Annotated in this window: 14 protein-coding genes; 7 read left to right on the top strand and 7 right to left on the bottom strand. The window is 64.8% G+C overall.

Annotated features, from left to right (window positions below; genetic code table 11):
- Positions 1–85 precede the first annotated feature (85 nt).
- Entirely contained in the window at positions 86–385 is a 300-nt protein-coding gene (locus FAZ21_RS13315; protein WP_136773932.1) for an STAS domain-containing protein, read from the top strand.
- 66 nt (positions 386–451) lie between these two features.
- Here FAZ21_RS13315 and ntrC read toward each other — a convergent pair whose 3' ends face one another.
- The 7 genes from ntrC to glnA form a co-directional block, all read right to left on the bottom strand.
- Complete coding sequence (gene ntrC, locus FAZ21_RS13310) at positions 452–1858, bottom strand: nitrogen regulation protein NR(I) (RefSeq protein WP_136773931.1); 1407 nt, start codon at positions 1856–1858, stop codon at positions 452–454.
- Positions 1855–2925 carry a nitrogen regulation protein NR(II) gene (gene glnL, locus FAZ21_RS13305; RefSeq protein ID WP_136773930.1) on the bottom strand — a complete coding sequence of 357 codons (1071 nt, stop codon included), beginning with the start codon at positions 2923–2925 and terminating at the stop codon, positions 1855–1857. Before glnL ends, ntrC begins: the two co-directional genes overlap by 4 nt.
- 231 nt (positions 2926–3156) lie before the next feature.
- On the bottom strand, positions 3157–3657 hold the full coding sequence (locus tag FAZ21_RS13300; RefSeq protein WP_136773929.1) for a DUF4124 domain-containing protein: 501 nt from the start codon (positions 3655–3657) through the stop codon (positions 3157–3159).
- Between the two features lie 113 nt (positions 3658–3770).
- The gene (locus FAZ21_RS13295) at positions 3771–4121 is read right to left on the bottom strand and encodes an Rdx family protein (RefSeq protein WP_136773928.1); all 351 of its coding nucleotides are present in this window, start codon (positions 4119–4121) and stop codon (positions 3771–3773) included.
- Positions 4121–4744, bottom strand: a complete 624-nt coding sequence (locus FAZ21_RS13290) for an HAD family hydrolase (protein WP_136773927.1) — start codon at positions 4742–4744, stop codon at positions 4121–4123. The genes FAZ21_RS13295 and FAZ21_RS13290 overlap by 1 nt, the downstream gene beginning before the upstream one ends.
- Positions 4745–4821: 77 nt before the next feature.
- On the bottom strand, positions 4822–6309 hold the full coding sequence (locus FAZ21_RS13285) for a sensor domain-containing diguanylate cyclase (protein WP_136773926.1): 1488 nt from the start codon (positions 6307–6309) through the stop codon (positions 4822–4824).
- 292 nt (positions 6310–6601) lie between these two features.
- Positions 6602–8011 carry a glutamate--ammonia ligase gene (gene glnA / locus FAZ21_RS13280; protein WP_136773925.1) on the bottom strand — a complete coding sequence of 470 codons (1410 nt, stop codon included), beginning with the start codon at positions 8009–8011 and terminating at the stop codon, positions 6602–6604.
- A 277-nt stretch (positions 8012–8288) separates the two neighbouring features.
- Between glnA and FAZ21_RS13275 the strand changes: the two genes are divergently transcribed.
- From FAZ21_RS13275 to FAZ21_RS20905, 6 genes are all read left to right on the top strand, one after another.
- The gene (locus FAZ21_RS13275; RefSeq protein ID WP_136773924.1) at positions 8289–8741 is read left to right on the top strand and encodes a rhodanese-like domain-containing protein; all 453 of its coding nucleotides are present in this window, start codon (positions 8289–8291) and stop codon (positions 8739–8741) included.
- A 42-nt stretch (positions 8742–8783) separates the two neighbouring features.
- Positions 8784–9599, top strand: a complete 816-nt coding sequence (gene aroE / locus FAZ21_RS13270) for a shikimate dehydrogenase (protein ID WP_136773923.1) — start codon at positions 8784–8786, stop codon at positions 9597–9599.
- Between the two features lie 79 nt (positions 9600–9678).
- A complete protein-coding gene (mtgA, locus tag FAZ21_RS13265; RefSeq protein WP_246038640.1) occupies positions 9679–10386 on the top strand; it encodes a monofunctional biosynthetic peptidoglycan transglycosylase in 708 nt (235 codons plus the stop codon).
- 126 nt (positions 10387–10512) lie between these two features.
- Positions 10513–13023, top strand: a complete 2511-nt coding sequence (locus FAZ21_RS13260) for a CHASE2 domain-containing serine/threonine-protein kinase (RefSeq protein WP_136773922.1) — start codon at positions 10513–10515, stop codon at positions 13021–13023.
- Positions 13016–13858 (top strand): Stp1/IreP family PP2C-type Ser/Thr phosphatase, encoded by an 843-nt coding sequence (locus FAZ21_RS13255; protein WP_211243459.1) that lies wholly within the window; start codon positions 13016–13018, stop codon positions 13856–13858. The genes FAZ21_RS13260 and FAZ21_RS13255 overlap by 8 nt, the downstream gene beginning before the upstream one ends.
- Before the next feature lie 29 nt (positions 13859–13887).
- A partial coding sequence (locus FAZ21_RS20905) for an FHA domain-containing protein (protein ID WP_136773921.1) occupies positions 13888–14362 on the top strand: 475 nt, incomplete at its 3' end.

The following is a 14362-nucleotide window of genomic DNA, read 5'->3' as shown; positions in this document are numbered from 1 at the left end:
TACCATTCCAGCTAACGGATGCGCTTTGGTCGTGGTCGTTGGGGGCAAGCCCCGTGCGTGCCGATCCGCTCAATCAGGAGAACCCATGCAAGCCAAACTGATATTGACGCCCCCCGTCGCCCGCATTGCCATCCAGGGGCATTTCACTTTCGAAGGGCACCGCCAGTTCAAGGAGGCCACGGCTGCCGCGCTGGCCGCACCGCAGATCGAAACCGTCGAGATCGACTTCGCCGAGGTCGGCTACCTGGATTCCGCCGCATTGGGCATGCTGTTGTTGTTGAACGAGCGTGCCGAAGGCCATCGCATCGTGTTGCGCCATGCCACCGGCACGGTGCGCTCGGTGCTGGATATCGCCAACTTCGGCAAGATCTTCGAGATCGACTGAGCTTCATGCCATCGGTGCGCGGGCACAAAAAAGGCCGCTTCAAGCGGCCTTATTGCAATGGGGTTCTCATACGTCGCTGTCCATCCCCAGTTCCTGAATCTTGCGCGTGAGCGTGTTACGGCCCCAGCCGAGCAACTCTGCCGCCTCGATGCGCTTGCCGCCGGTATGCGCCAGCGCCCGCTCGATCACCGCGCGTTCGAACGCAGGCATGATCTCGTCCAGCACGCGCGATTCGCCGCGCGCCAGCCGCCCACCGATATCCTCGGCCAGCGCCAGCTTCCAGTCGCCGTTCGCCAGGAAGGCGCCATTCACGCCGTTCGCCTGCTCGCTGATCTCCGGTGGCAGGTCGTCGGCTTCGACAATGGCGCCCGGTGCCATCACCGTGATCCAGTGACACAGGTTTTCCAGTTGCCGCACGTTACCGGGGAAGGGAAAGGCGGTCAGGCGTGCCATTGCCTCTTCGGACAGGCGCTTTGATTCCACCCCCAGCTCTGCCGCCGACTTGCCGAGGAAGTGCCGCGCCAGCAGCGGGATATCCTGGCGACGCTCGCGCAATGCCGGCAGCCGCAGGCGGATCACGTTCAAGCGATGGAACAGGTCTTCGCGAAAGCCACCGGCCTTCACGCGCTCTTCCAGGTTCTGGTGCGTGGCGGCGATGACACGCACATTGGCCTTGATCGGCGCATGGCCGCCGACGCGATAGTAAAAGCCATCGGACAGCACGCGCAGCAAACGGGTCTGTAGATCGGCGGGCATGTCGCCGATTTCGTCGAGGAACAGCGTGCCGCCCTCGGCCTGCTCGAAGCGCCCCTGGCGCCGCGCATCCGCGCCGGTGAACGAGCCGCGCTCGTGGCCGAACAGCTCCGATTCCAGCAGCTCCTTGGGAATGGCGGCGGTGTTGATCGCGACGAAAGGCTTGGCGGAGCGCGGGCTGTGGCGGTGCAGCGCACGGGCGACCAGCTCCTTGCCCGAGCCGGATTCGCCCGTGATCAGTACCGTGGCGGCCGATTGGCTGAGCCGGCCGATGGCGCGAAAGACATCCTGCATCGCCGGTGCCTGGCCCAGGATATCGGGCGTGGAGACCGGCGCGTCCTCATGACCGCTCTGGCGCGCGCCTTCGGCCAGCGCCCGCTGGATCAGCGCCACGGCGGCATCCACGTCGAACGGCTTGGGCAGGTATTCGAACGCTCCGCCCTGGAAGGCGGAGACGGCGCTTTCCAGGTCCGAATGCGCGGTCATGATGATCACCGGCAGACCGGGGTGGTCGCGCTTCACGATATCCAGGAAGGTCAGGCCGGATTCGCCGGGCATGCGGATATCGCAGACCACGGCCTGCGGCACTTCGCGCGCCATGCGCGCCATCGCCTCGGTGGCCGAAGCAAAGGTCAGGTGGGCGATGCCTTCGCGCAGCAGCGCTTTTTCGAACACCCAGCGGATGGAACGGTCGTCGTCGATGACCCAGACGGTACTCATGCTTGGTCCTTTGTGTGCGAAGGGGCTGGCCAGCCGTTGAGCGGCAGGTGCAGGGTGAAGCAGGTGTGGCCCGGCCGGCTTTCGAAATCGACCGTGCCGTGGTGCTGCGTGACAAAGGTATGCGCCAGATGCAGCCCGATGCCGGTGCCACCGGGGCGGCCGGAAACCAGCGGATAGAACAGCGTGTCGCGCAGCGTTTCGGGAATGCCCGGCCCGTTGTCGATGATCTGCACCATGATGGCGAGCGGAAAACGCTTGCGATTGAGCGTCACCTGTCGCGCGATGCGTGTGCGCAGCAGGATCTCGCCCACACCCGCCATCGCCTGGACCGCGTTCCTTACGATATTGAGCACGGCCTGGATCAGTTGTTCACGGTCGCCGATCAACGCGGGCACGCTGGTGTCGTAGTCGCGCTTCACTGCCAGCCCGTTGGGTGTTTCCGCCAGCATCAGGCTGCGTACGCGCTCCAACACTTCGTGCACATTGATTTCGGAGAGCTGAGGCAGGCGGTGCGGTGTCAGCAAGCGGTCGAGCAGGCTTTGCAGGCGTTGCGACTCCTCGATGATGACCTGGGTGTATTCGCGCATCTGCGGGTCGTGCAACTCGTGCGCCAGCAATTGCGCCGCGCCGCGTATCCCGCCCAGGGGGTTCTTGATCTCGTGCGCCAGGTTGCGGATCAGCTCCCGGTTGGCCTGCTGCTGTGCCTGGAGCCGCTCCTCGTTGGCGATGCGGCGTTGCTGGTCGATCTGCCGTACTTCCACCAGCGCGGCTGCGCCTTCGGTTTCGATGGGGCCGGCGGTGATCGAGACGTAGACCTCGCCATGCAGGGTGTACAGCGGGATTTCGTGCTCGGTGATCGAGATATTGTCGCGGCAGGCATTGCGCACGGCCTGGGCGATCGGGCTTTCCGGGCCGAGGCAGGCTTCCATCGGCAACCCCGTCTGGTCTTCGCGCACCCCCAGCAGGTCGGCTGCGGCGGGGTTGTGGTAAACCAGCGCCCCATCCTCGGCGAAGGCCAGGATGGCTGCGTCCAGAAAGTCGAGGCCGCTGAAGACGGTGTAGGGCATGGCAGGGACCACGATGTTGCGCTCCAGCCTGACTAGCAATTAGCGGGCCAGCGTCGGATGCACGGAAAACCTCGCGCTGCGTACCGCTATGTGACAGGTATGCACCATTGTAGTGCGTTCACTGGTTGAAGTTGGTGCGATAGCTGGACGGCCATCGCCACCGGCATGCTCGCCACGGGCATGCCAAGTGCTGCCGCTCGGGGCGGGCGGGGCGGAGGTGACTGGCGGGAGTTACTGGAGGCGGCCGAGTTCGGACGTCAATGCGGTGACGTTCTTCTCATGCACCACGGCGGCTTCGCGCAGGCGTGACAGACGCTGCACGTACTTCTGCGGGTTCTGCTTTTCCTCGGCGCTGCGCGTGCCTTCGGCATCGGCCAGCGCCTGGCGTGCTTCGTCCAGCGCGCGCTGTTCGGCGGCGAGTTCTTCCTGCAGGATCAGGCGGCGGTTGGTATCGCGCGCTTTCTGGGTGGCCGAATCCACCTTGGGGAAGTTGCCCGGCGACGGTGCGCTGACGCGCGGGCTGACGGTGCCGCCGCCTGCCTTGGCGCGGGGCTTGGGGGCGGGAATGACCGAGATCGAATCGACGTAGATGCGTTGCGCACCCTTGATCGGAATATTGGAAAACGTAACCCGGCCTTCCTCATCCACATATTTGTAGATATCGGCGTGGGCGAGCGGTGCCGCGACGCAGACTGCGAGCGACAATCCGAGCAGGGTGGAACACGTTTTCATGGCGGCTACCTTACCACAGCGATCCCCGGATCGCCCGTTATGAAGCGGCAACCCGTCGCGATGGATGATTCAGATCCAGCCCCTGGCACGCCGGGGGCTCTGCTGCGTTACTGCTATTCTTCCTGCCCCTGCTGCGGGGAGGTGCTTCCGCTGGGCCTGGCGTGGGAGTCCGTTTCGGCATTTCGACGATCGCTATGCCCCAGCGGCCGATCCGGCGCAATCAGGTCGCGGATTTTCTGCTTCAGCTCCGCGGCCTGTGGAAAACCTTCATCCCGCTTGCGATCCCATACCAACACGCCGTCGCAATGGATTTCGAAGATGCCGCCCCGCCCCGGAGCCAGCGCCACTTCGCCCACTTCGTCGGCAAAGGTGGAGAGCAGTTCCTGCGCCAGCCATGCGGCGCGCAGCAACCAGTGGCACTGCGTGCAGTAATGGATCACGATGCGCGGTTTGTCCGTCGCCATCAGAACACCAGGCCCAGTTGCGCGAGCTGCGCGGCGGTTTGCGCGGCGTCGCGATGATGGATGCCGTGCCAGCCCAGCGCGGTGGCGGCGTCCGCATTCTTCTGGCTGTCGTCGATGAATGCCAGTTCACCGGCTTGCAGGTCGGGCAGATCGGCAGCAATGCGCGCGAACAGCAAATGGTAGATCGCCGGGTCCGGCTTGATCAGCCGTTCGCGACCGGAGACCACGATATGCCGGAAACGATGCAGCAGCGGATAGTGCGCCCAGGCGTAGGGGAAGGTTTCGGCCGACCAGTTGGTCAACCCGTAGAGTGGCACACCGGCTGCTTCCAGCCGTTCCATCAACGCCACACCCGGGGCTAGCGTACCGGCCAGCATTTCCGGCCAGCGCTCGTAGAACGCGTGTATCAGCGCTTCGTGCTCCGGGTGGCGCGCCAGCAGCTCGGCATTGGCGTCGGCGATGGAGCGCCCCGCATCCTGTTGCAGATTCCAGTCGGGGGTGCAGATGTCGCACAGGAACCGGGCGCGTTCGCCTGCCTCGGGGATCAGCTTGCGGTAGAGGTGCTCGGGGTTCCAGTCGAAGAGGACCCCGCCGAAATCGAAGACGACGGCGCGGATGGTCATGATGCGTGCGGAAAAGGCGGATAGCGGGATTGTACCCTGTCAGCCACTGGCAAACCGCCGCGCTGCGCCGACACGCCCTAGCTGTCGCCACCCGGCATTACGGAGGGCGCCACCATCACACGGTTGCGCCCGGCGCGCTTGGCGGAGTACAGCGCGTCGTCGGCCCGCTTGATCAGATCGTCCAGCGTGGCATCGTTGGGGCGCAGCGTGGTCACGCCGACGCTGATCGTTACCTGCACCCGGCGTTCGTTGTGATCCACCCAGGTGGCCGCGGCGGCGTAGCGCAGTTTTTCGGCAACCTGCGCGGCCTCGATATCGCCTGTGTTCGGTAGCAGCACGACGAATTCCTCGCCGCCCCAGCGACCGAAATGATCGGTGGCGCGCAGCGCGCCTTCGCAGGCGCGGCATACCGCGCGCAGTACCAGATCGCCGATGAGGTGGCCGTAGGTATCGTTGACCGATTTGAAGTGGTCGAGGTCGAGCATCAGCACGCTCAGGGGCTCGTCGGTGCGGCGCGACAGCATCATGGCTTCGGCGCTGTGACGTTGCCACTCGCGCCGGTTGGCCACGCCGGTCAGCTCGTCGGTGGTGGCCATTTCCGCCAGCCGCGCGTTGGCCTTGCGCAGCTCACGGGTCCGCAGTGCCACGTCGTGTTTCAGCTCGCGCTGGTATTCGAGCAACTGTTCCTGGCCGAACGCCATGTATTGCAGGGTAAGCGTGACGGAAAACAGGAACAGGTGAAGGTCGAGGAAGTTGGCGTGCTGCGTCGCGTGATCGTAGGGCCCGCCACCGCTGGCGGTGACCACGGTCAGCGACACCGAGATCAGCAGTAGCGACAGGGTGACGCCGGGCAGGCGGTAGTAAATGGTGGTGCCCAGCAGTACGGGCAACAGCAGCACCAGGGCCGAGCCATTCATGACCAGAAGGACGATCACCACCACCAGCGCCAGTTGCGGCGGCCACCACCAGTGCTCGACACGGCGGCGTATCGACCAGCGCCTGCGGTCACGCCAGATCACCAGGCACGGTGCGATCAGCAGCATGCCGAGGATGTTGCCGGTGACGTATTCCAGGGTCGTCAGCGCCGTTTCGTCCATGGCGGGCAGCGGTATACCACTGGTCGTCAGGGTCAGCAGGGCGGGCAGGATGCCCATCAGGGCCGGCAGCGCGCAGACGCGCCCCCAGAAGAAGATCAGTTCACGCGGGCGTTGCAGCAAGGGGCGATGCCCCTGTAGCTCGCGCTGGCGCCACTGCGATGCGGCCAGCCAGGCCTGGCCGGTGTCCAGGATGGCCAGCATCGGCAACAGCCAGGCCTGGTTCCCATCGGGTGCGATGCGGTAGTGCGCCCAGCCGACCAGCAGGTTGCCGATGAAGCACAGCAGCACGCCAAGGCGACCCATCAACAGCAGCGTGGCGAGACCGATGCCGGCGGGCAACCAGAATACCGGCGGCATGCCCGGCGCGAGCCGGCCTGGCCAGGCGCTGAGCGCGGCGGTCAGGGCGAAGGCCAGCAGCAACGCAACGGTCAGGCGTGCGGGCGAGGGGTGGGCGACTGCGGTCGTCATCGATGTGCGCGGGAAGGGTTGGCTCCAAGTGTAGTGAATCGATTCCGGCGCGATGGGGGCGATTCGATGGGACGGTAAAAAAAGCCACTGATTCCTGCGTTTGAGCAAACCGGGCAGGGCGGGGATAAGCGCAATCGTCGATCCAGGAGCCAAGCGTGGTTCGTTCTCGCCCGGTGGGGCCCGGTTCGTCGCATCGGGACATTGGACAAACAAAAACCCCGCGAGCGGACTCGCGGGGTTTTTGATCGGCGAACCCTGGCCTGTGCCGGCTGGGGCTGTCGCTACTGCCCGATTACAGGCTGTAGTACATGTCGAATTCGACCGGGTGCGTGGTCATGCGGATGCGATTGACTTCGTTCATCTTCAGTTCGAGATAAGCGTCGATCCATTCGTTGGTGAACACACCGCCACGGGTCAGGAACTCGCGGTCCGCATCCAGGGAATCCAGCGCTTCTTCCAGCGACGCGCAGACGGTCGGGATCAGCTTGTCTTCTTCCGGCGGCAGGTCGTACAGGTTCTTGTCGGCCGGATCGCCCGGGTGGATCTTGTTCTGCACGCCATCCAGACCGGCCATCAGCAGTGCGGAGAAGGCCAGGTACGGGTTGGCCAACGGATCCGGGAAGCGCGCTTCGATGCGGCGGCCCTTGTCGGAGGCCACATGCGGGATGCGGATCGAGGCGGAACGGTTACGGGCGGAGTAGGCCAGCTTCACCGGGGCTTCGTAGTGCGGCACGAGGCGCTTGTACGAGTTGGTGCCCGGGTTGGTGATGGCGTTCAGCGCCTTGGCGTGCTTGATGATGCCGCCGATGTAGTAGATGGCGAATTCGGACAGGCCGGCATAGCCGTTGCCCGCGAACAGGTTCTTGCCATCCTTCCACACGGACTGGTGCACGTGCATGCCGGAACCGTTGTCGCCGACGATGGGCTTGGGCATGAAGGTGGCGGTCTTGCCGTACTGGTGCGCCACGTTGTGCACCACGTACTTCAGGATCTGGGTCCAGTCGGCGCGCTGGGTCAGCGTGCTGAACTTGGTGCCGATTTCGTTCTGGCCGGCGTTCGCCACTTCGTGGTGGAACACTTCGACCGGCACGCCCAGCTCTTCCAGTACCAGCACCATGGTGGCGCGGATGTCCTGGTGGCTGTCGACCGGGGGAACCGGGAAGTAGCCGCCCTTGACGCGCGGACGGTGGCCCATGTTGCCGCCTTCGGTATCGCTCGAGGTGGCCCAGGCGCCTTCATCCGAATCGATCTTCAGGAAGCAGCCGGACATGTCCACGTTCCAGCGCACGCCGTCGAAGATGAAGAATTCGGGTTCCGGACCGAAGTAGGCGGTATCGCCCAGGCCGGATGCCTTCAGATAGGCTTCGGCGCGCTTGGCGATGGAACGCGGATCGCGGTCATAGCCCTTGCCGGTATCCGGCTCGATCACGTCGCAGGTCAGGAAGACGGTGGGTTCGTCGAAGAACGGGTCGATGTTGGCGGTGGAGGGGTCCGGCATCAGCAGCATGTCGGACGCCTGAATACCCTTCCAGCCGGTGATCGAGGAGCCATCGAAGGCGTGGCCGTTGGTGAACCATTCCTCGTCCACCACGTGAGACGGCACGGTCACGTGCTGTTCCTTGCCAATGGTGTCGGTGAAACGCAGGTCCACGAACTTGATGTCGTTTTCCTGAATCAACTTGAGAACGTCGGCTGCCGACATCTTGAAACTCCTTGCTGAAAAGGATTGATGATTTTATCTGACCCGGAACGCCGGGCCGGCGCGGGATGGACCAATGGTAAGCAGAATTCGTGCCAGCCGCTGAATGCGGGACGCACCATTGTGCCACAAACGATTGTTGCTCCCGCGGCGTTTTGGATGTGCGCGCAAAGGGTGCAACCCCAGGGCTATTTGCACCATATTGGTGCGTTGAGATGAAGGGCGGGGCACGCGTTAGAATGACTGGTCGAAATCGCGTCGCTTTCAAGGAGCCCAATCAATGAGTGAAGCCACACTTATCCTGCAACGCGCACGCGAACGGGCGGCGGACCTGGGCTTGCCCTATTCCGGCGCGGTCACCCCCACCGAAGCGCATACGCTGGCGCAAACCCTGGCGGGGGTCTGCATCGTCGACGTGCGCACCGCCGCCGAATGGCAGTTTGTCGGCGTGGTGCCCGGTGCGGAACTGATCGAGTGGAAGCGTTTTCCCGAGATGTCGCTCAACCCCGATTTCCTCACGCAGTTGAAGCACAAGGTCGATCCGCAGGACGTAGTACTGTTTCTCTGCCGTTCCGGCGCGCGCAGTCACGATGCGGCGGTGCTGGCGGCCTGCCACGGCTACAGCGAGTCCTACAACATTCTCGAAGGGTTCGAGGGCGACAAGGACCCGGCCCAGCATCGCAACAGCGTCAACGGCTGGCGCGCAGCCGGCCTGCCCTGGGTCCAGGGCTGAGCCACGTTTCCATCCACCTGTTCAACGACTTCGATTCCATTCATGCGCTATTTCGTCATCGGCAACCCCATTGCCCACAGCAAATCCCCGCAGATCCACGCCGCGTTCGCGGCGCAGTTCGGGTTGGATGATTTCAGCTATGAGCGGCTGCTGGCGCCGCTGGATGCCTTTGCGCAGACGGTGCGCACCCTGATGGCCGAGGGCGGTGGAGGATGCAACGTCACGGTGCCGTTCAAGGAAGAAGCGTTCCGGCTGGCCGATACGCTGACGCCGCGGGCGGCGGCGGCGGGCGCGGTGAATACCTTGCAGGTACGCACCGACGGTTCGCTGCTGGGCGACAACACCGATGGTGCCGGGCTGGTGGCCGATCTGCTGCGTCATGGTCCGCTGGCGGGGCAGCGCGTGCTGCTGCTGGGTGCGGGCGGCGCGGCGCGGGGCGTGCTGTTGCCGCTGTCCGAGGTGCTGCCGGCGGAAATCGTGCTGGCCAACCGCAGCGTGGACAAGGCGCATGCGCTGGTGGCGGAGTTCGCCCCACGCCTGGCGGTACCGCTGTCGGCGTGCGCCTTTGCGGCGGTCGAAGGCGCCTTCGACGTAGTGATCAATGCCACCTCGGCCAGCCTGGGCGGCGCGGCCATTCCGCTGCCCGACGGCGTGTTCGCGCCCAGCGCACTGGCCTACGACATGATGTACGGCAAGGAAGAAACCGCGTTCCTGGCCCATGCCCGGGCAGCGGGGGTGGCACGGCGCATCGATGGCCTGGGCATGCTGGTCGGGCAGGCCGCCGAGGCATTTGCGCTGTGGACGGGCCGTCAGCCGGACGTGGCGCCGGTGCTGGCGATGATGCGTGGCGCGCTGTAACGCACCGTCACGCCCCGCTGCTTACGCCCATTGCATAACCGTCGCATAATCGCCGCGATTTCAAGACGATGGCGATAACGTGAGCAAGAGCACCAAGACGTTTGGCTGGTGGGTGAAACGCGGGCTGTTGACCCTGCTGGGCCTGTTCGTGCTGTGGAATCTGTGGATCTTCGGCCACGTGCTGGCCTGGCGCTGGTTCAACCCGTCCGAAACGGCCTTCATGGACCAGCAACTCGAACGGCTGCGCGAGGACAACCCCGAAGCTGAATTACGCCATCGCTGGGTGCCGTACGACCGGATTTCCAACAACCTCAAGCGTGCGCTGGTTGCCAGCGAGGATGCCAAGTTTCTGGAGCACGACGGCTTCGACTGGGAGGGTATCCAGACCGCCTGGGAAAAGAACCTGAAGAAAGGCCGCATCGTCGCCGGTGGCTCGACCATCAGCCAGCAACTGGCGAAGAACCTGTTCCTGTCCGGGCGTCGTACGCCGTGGCGCAAGATCGAGGAAGCACTGATCACCGTGATGCTGGAAGCCGTGCTGGACAAGCGGCGTATCTTCGAGATCTACCTCAACTCCATCGAGTGGGGTGATGGCGTGTTCGGTGCCGAAGCGGCATCGCGCCATTACTACGGCAAGAGCGCGGTCCGTCTATCCAGCTATGAAGCCGCCCGTCTGGCGGCCATGGTGACCAACCCGCGCTACTACGACGCCCACCGGGGCGATCGCCGGCTGGCACATAAGACGAGCATCATCCAGCGTCGCTTGGGCTACGCGGACATCCCCTGAGGCCACCCTCTCGCTGTCAGTATGCGGTTTTCGTCACAATTACCCCGGGTTGACTGATTCAAACAAACGTTGGCACTGCCTTCGGGAGTACGATTGCCAAAAATTAGGCACTGGCAGGGTTTTGGGATGAGCCGTACATGGTGGCGCCGCGACAACCTGGTCGCGCTGGCCGTGGTTCTTGCTTACTTGTTGCTGGCGTGGGCAACGCCTTGGTCGGGCTGGCTGGAAGCCCGCACCTACGATGCCGGCGTACGTCTGACCGAGCGTTCGCCCGATCCTCGTATCGCGGTGATTGCCATCGACCAGCAGAGCCTGGACAACATCGGCCGCTGGCCATGGTCGCGTGAGGTTCACGCGCGTTTGATCGACAAGCTGGCGGCGGGCGGCGCGAAGGTGATCGCCTCCACCGTCTTCTTCACCGAACCGCAGCAGGATCGCGGTTTGCCCTATCTCAAGCAGTTCGAGCAACGTTACCGGCAAAACCCCGAAGCCTATCCACTGGGATTCGGCGAACAGGTGAAGCACGCGCTGGGCGCGCTGGACGTGGACAGCCAGCTCGCGCGCAGCATGCACAACGCTGGCAATCTGGTACTGCCGATGCAGTTCAGCCTGGGCGAAGGGCAGGGCGAGCCGGATAAGCCGTTGCCCGATTTTGTCGCGCGTACCGAGCTGGAGCCGGGTGGCGATCCGGCGCATGGCTGGCCGCTGCCGGTGAACGCCGCCACGCCGCCCATTCCGCAGATCGGCGCCGCCGCTGCGCTGGCGGCCGGTGAGCTGCTGGTGCCGGACGACGATGGCGTGGTGCGCCGGGTACCGCTGGCGGTGCGCTACTTCGACGCTATCTATCCGACCTGGCCCTTGGCAGTGGCGGCGCGCACGCTCAATATCGGCACCGACCGCATCGCGCTCGACCTGGGGCGCTCGATCACGCTGGGCAATGTGCGGTTGCCGATCGATGCCGATGCTACCTTCCTGCCGTACTTCTATAGCCGCGATGGCGATGCTGCCTTCCCGGTGGATTCGTTCTACGACGTCTACGCCGGCAAGATTTCCGCCGAGAAATACCGGGGCAAGACCGTGCTGATCGGCGCCACCGCGCTGGGCGTGGGGGCGCTGTACGTGACCCCGGCATCGGCCGGCACGCCGTCGGTGCTGGTCGCCGCCAACGGGTTGTCGGCGCTGCTGCAACAGGACTACTACACCAGCCCTCCGTGGGCGGGGTGGCTCAAGTGGGGCGCGCTGGCGCTGGTGGTGCTGTACCTGATCGCCGCGCTGCCGCGCCTGGGCGCCGGGCCCGGCGCGGCCATCACCGTGGGCGCGCTGGCCGTGCTGCTGCTGGCGCAGTTCGCGTTGATGATCCAGGGCATGTTGTGGGTGCCGCTGGTGTTGCCTGCCGCCCTGCTGCTGGTGGGGCACGCGGTGCTGACCACCAAACGCTACCTGCTGACCGAAGAGCAGGGGCAGAAGAGCGCGGCGGAGTCGGCCGAATCCAACCGCATGCTGGGTCTGGCGTTCCAGGGGCAGGGGCAACTGGACATGGCGTTCGACAAGTTCCGCCGCGTGCCGCTGTCCGACGATCTGATGGAGCCGCTCTACAACCTGGCGCTCGATTTCGAGCGCAAGCGCCAGTTCAACAAGGCCGAGAATGTCTACCGCCACATGGCGCGCCACAACCGCAACTATCGCGATCTGAAGGACAAGCTGAAGCGGGCGAAGCAGATGGCCGAGACGGTGATGCTGGGCCGTGGCGACAAGGGCGGTACGCTGCTGCTGGCCGGGGGCGATGTGGAAAAGCCCATGCTCGGTCGCTACCGCGTGGAAAAGGAATTGGGCAAGGGCGCGATGGGTGTGGTCTACCAGGGGCGCGATCCCAAGATCGGCCGCGTGGTGGCGATCAAGACCATGGCGCTGAGCCAGGAGTTCGAATCGGACATGCTGGAAGAGGCGCGTCAGCGCTTCTTCCGCGAGGCGGAGACGGCGGGGCGGCTGAACCATCCCAGCATCGTCACCATCTACGATGCCGGCGAAGAACACGATCTGGCGTTCATCGCCATGGAGTTCCTCAAGGGCGCCGACCTGACGTCCTGCACCCAGCCCGGCCAGTTGCTGCCGCTGCCCGAGGCGGTGGGCATCGTGCGCCGGGTGGCCGAGGCACTGGACTACGCACACAAGGCGGCGGTGGTCCATCGCGACATCAAGCCGGCCAACGTGATGTACGAGCGCGAAAGCGGTCAGGTCAAGGTGACCGACTTCGGCATCGCGCGCATCACCGACGCCAGCCGCACCCGTACCGGCATGGTGCTGGGCACGCCGTCCTACATGTCGCCGGAGCAGCTTTCCGGCAAGAAGATCGACGGTCGCTCCGATCTGTTCTCGCTGGGTGTGATGCTGTATCAGCTCTGCACCGGCCATCTGCCGTTCAATGGCGAATCGATGGCGGAACTGATGTACCGCATCGCCAACGACGCACCCACCGATCCACGCATGCTCAACCCGCGCATACCCGGTATGCTGGCCGCAATTGTCATGAAGGCTTTGCAAAAAGATATCGAAGCCCGATTCCAGAGCGGCGCCCATTTCGCCGCGGCATGCGCGAAGCTGGAAGCCGGGTTGAAGGAGAGGGCTGCGCATGGTTGACCTGAGCCGGTCGCTGAGGATGGAAGGGGTGAGCGATCCCGGATTGATCCGCGACCATAACGAAGACGCGCTGGGCTACGACCCGGCCCTGGGCTACGCCGTGCTGGCCGACGGCATGGGCGGCTACAACGCGGGCGAAGTGGCCAGCGGCATCGCCATCGAGATGATGGCGCATACCGTGCGCGAAGGGCTGGCGACCCGCGCCGCCGCCGCGCTGGACCGTCGTGGCGTGCCGCACGCGCGCACGGTGCTGGAGGAAGCGGTATTCCAGGCCAACAGCGCCATCCACGGCACCGCGCAGGCGCAGCCGCAATGCGCCGGCATGGGCACCACGCTGGTCGCCACGCTGTTCTTCGACAACCGGGTGATGGTGGCACACGTGGGCGATTCGCGGTGCTATCGCTTGCGCGATGATGTGTTGGTCCAGCTCACCCGCGACCACTCCTTCCTTCAGGAACAGATCGACAGTGGCCTGATCACGCCACAGGAGGCGCGGCTGTCGCACCACAAGAATCTGGTGACCCGCGCGGTGGGGATCGACCTTTCGGTCGAGGCGGAACTGCATGGTTACGCGGTGCAGCCGGGCGACCTCTACCTGTTGTGCTCGGATGGCCTGAACGACATGCTGGAAGACGAGGAGATCGCCGAGGTGCTGAGCGATCTGGGCGGTCATCCGTCGCTGGCGGTGGCACGCCTGGTGGAGTGTGCGAATGCGGCCGGTGGCCGCGATAACGTGTCCGTGCTGCTGATCGAGGTCAAGCGGCCGTTCCCGGCGCGCGGGACGCTGTGGCAGAAGGTGTCGTCGCTGTTGGGCGGCGGCAAAAGCAGAATATAAAAAATGGGCCGCCAAGGCCGGGGGAGATGATGGCAAGAGTGCTGCTTTGCCTGGATGGCAACGTAATCAAGGAGGTGCGGCTGGTCCGCGACCGGACCACGGTCGGCCGCCGCCCCAGCAACGATATCCAGATCGAGAACCTGGCGGTGTCCGGAGAGCACGCCATGTTCAACCGTGTGGGGCGCGATGTCTTCATCGAAGACCTGGGCAGCACCAACGGTACGCTGGTCAACGGTAAGCCGGTGCAGCGGCAGTTGCTGGACGATGGCGACGAAGTGGTGGTGGGCAAGTACCAGCTCAAGTTCTGGCGGGATGCCGACAGCAACGACGACTTCGAGAAGACCATGATGCTGCAGGCGCCCACGCGGCCGATACCGCCACCCGCGCCGCGCACGGCGGCCGTGGTCAGCACCCGCCCCACGCCGGTCCCCGACGTCTACGTACTCGAGCTGTCCAGCTTCCAGCTCGAAACCACCTCCACGCTGGCGCCCGACGCGGCCACCG

It is taken from the genome of Chitiniphilus eburneus (assembly GCF_005048205.1).
Classification (GTDB): Bacteria; Pseudomonadota; Gammaproteobacteria; order Burkholderiales; family Chitinibacteraceae; genus Chitiniphilus; species Chitiniphilus eburneus.
The sequence above is the reverse complement of the archived record's forward strand: the minus strand, read 5'-3'. Positions and strand labels throughout refer to the sequence as shown.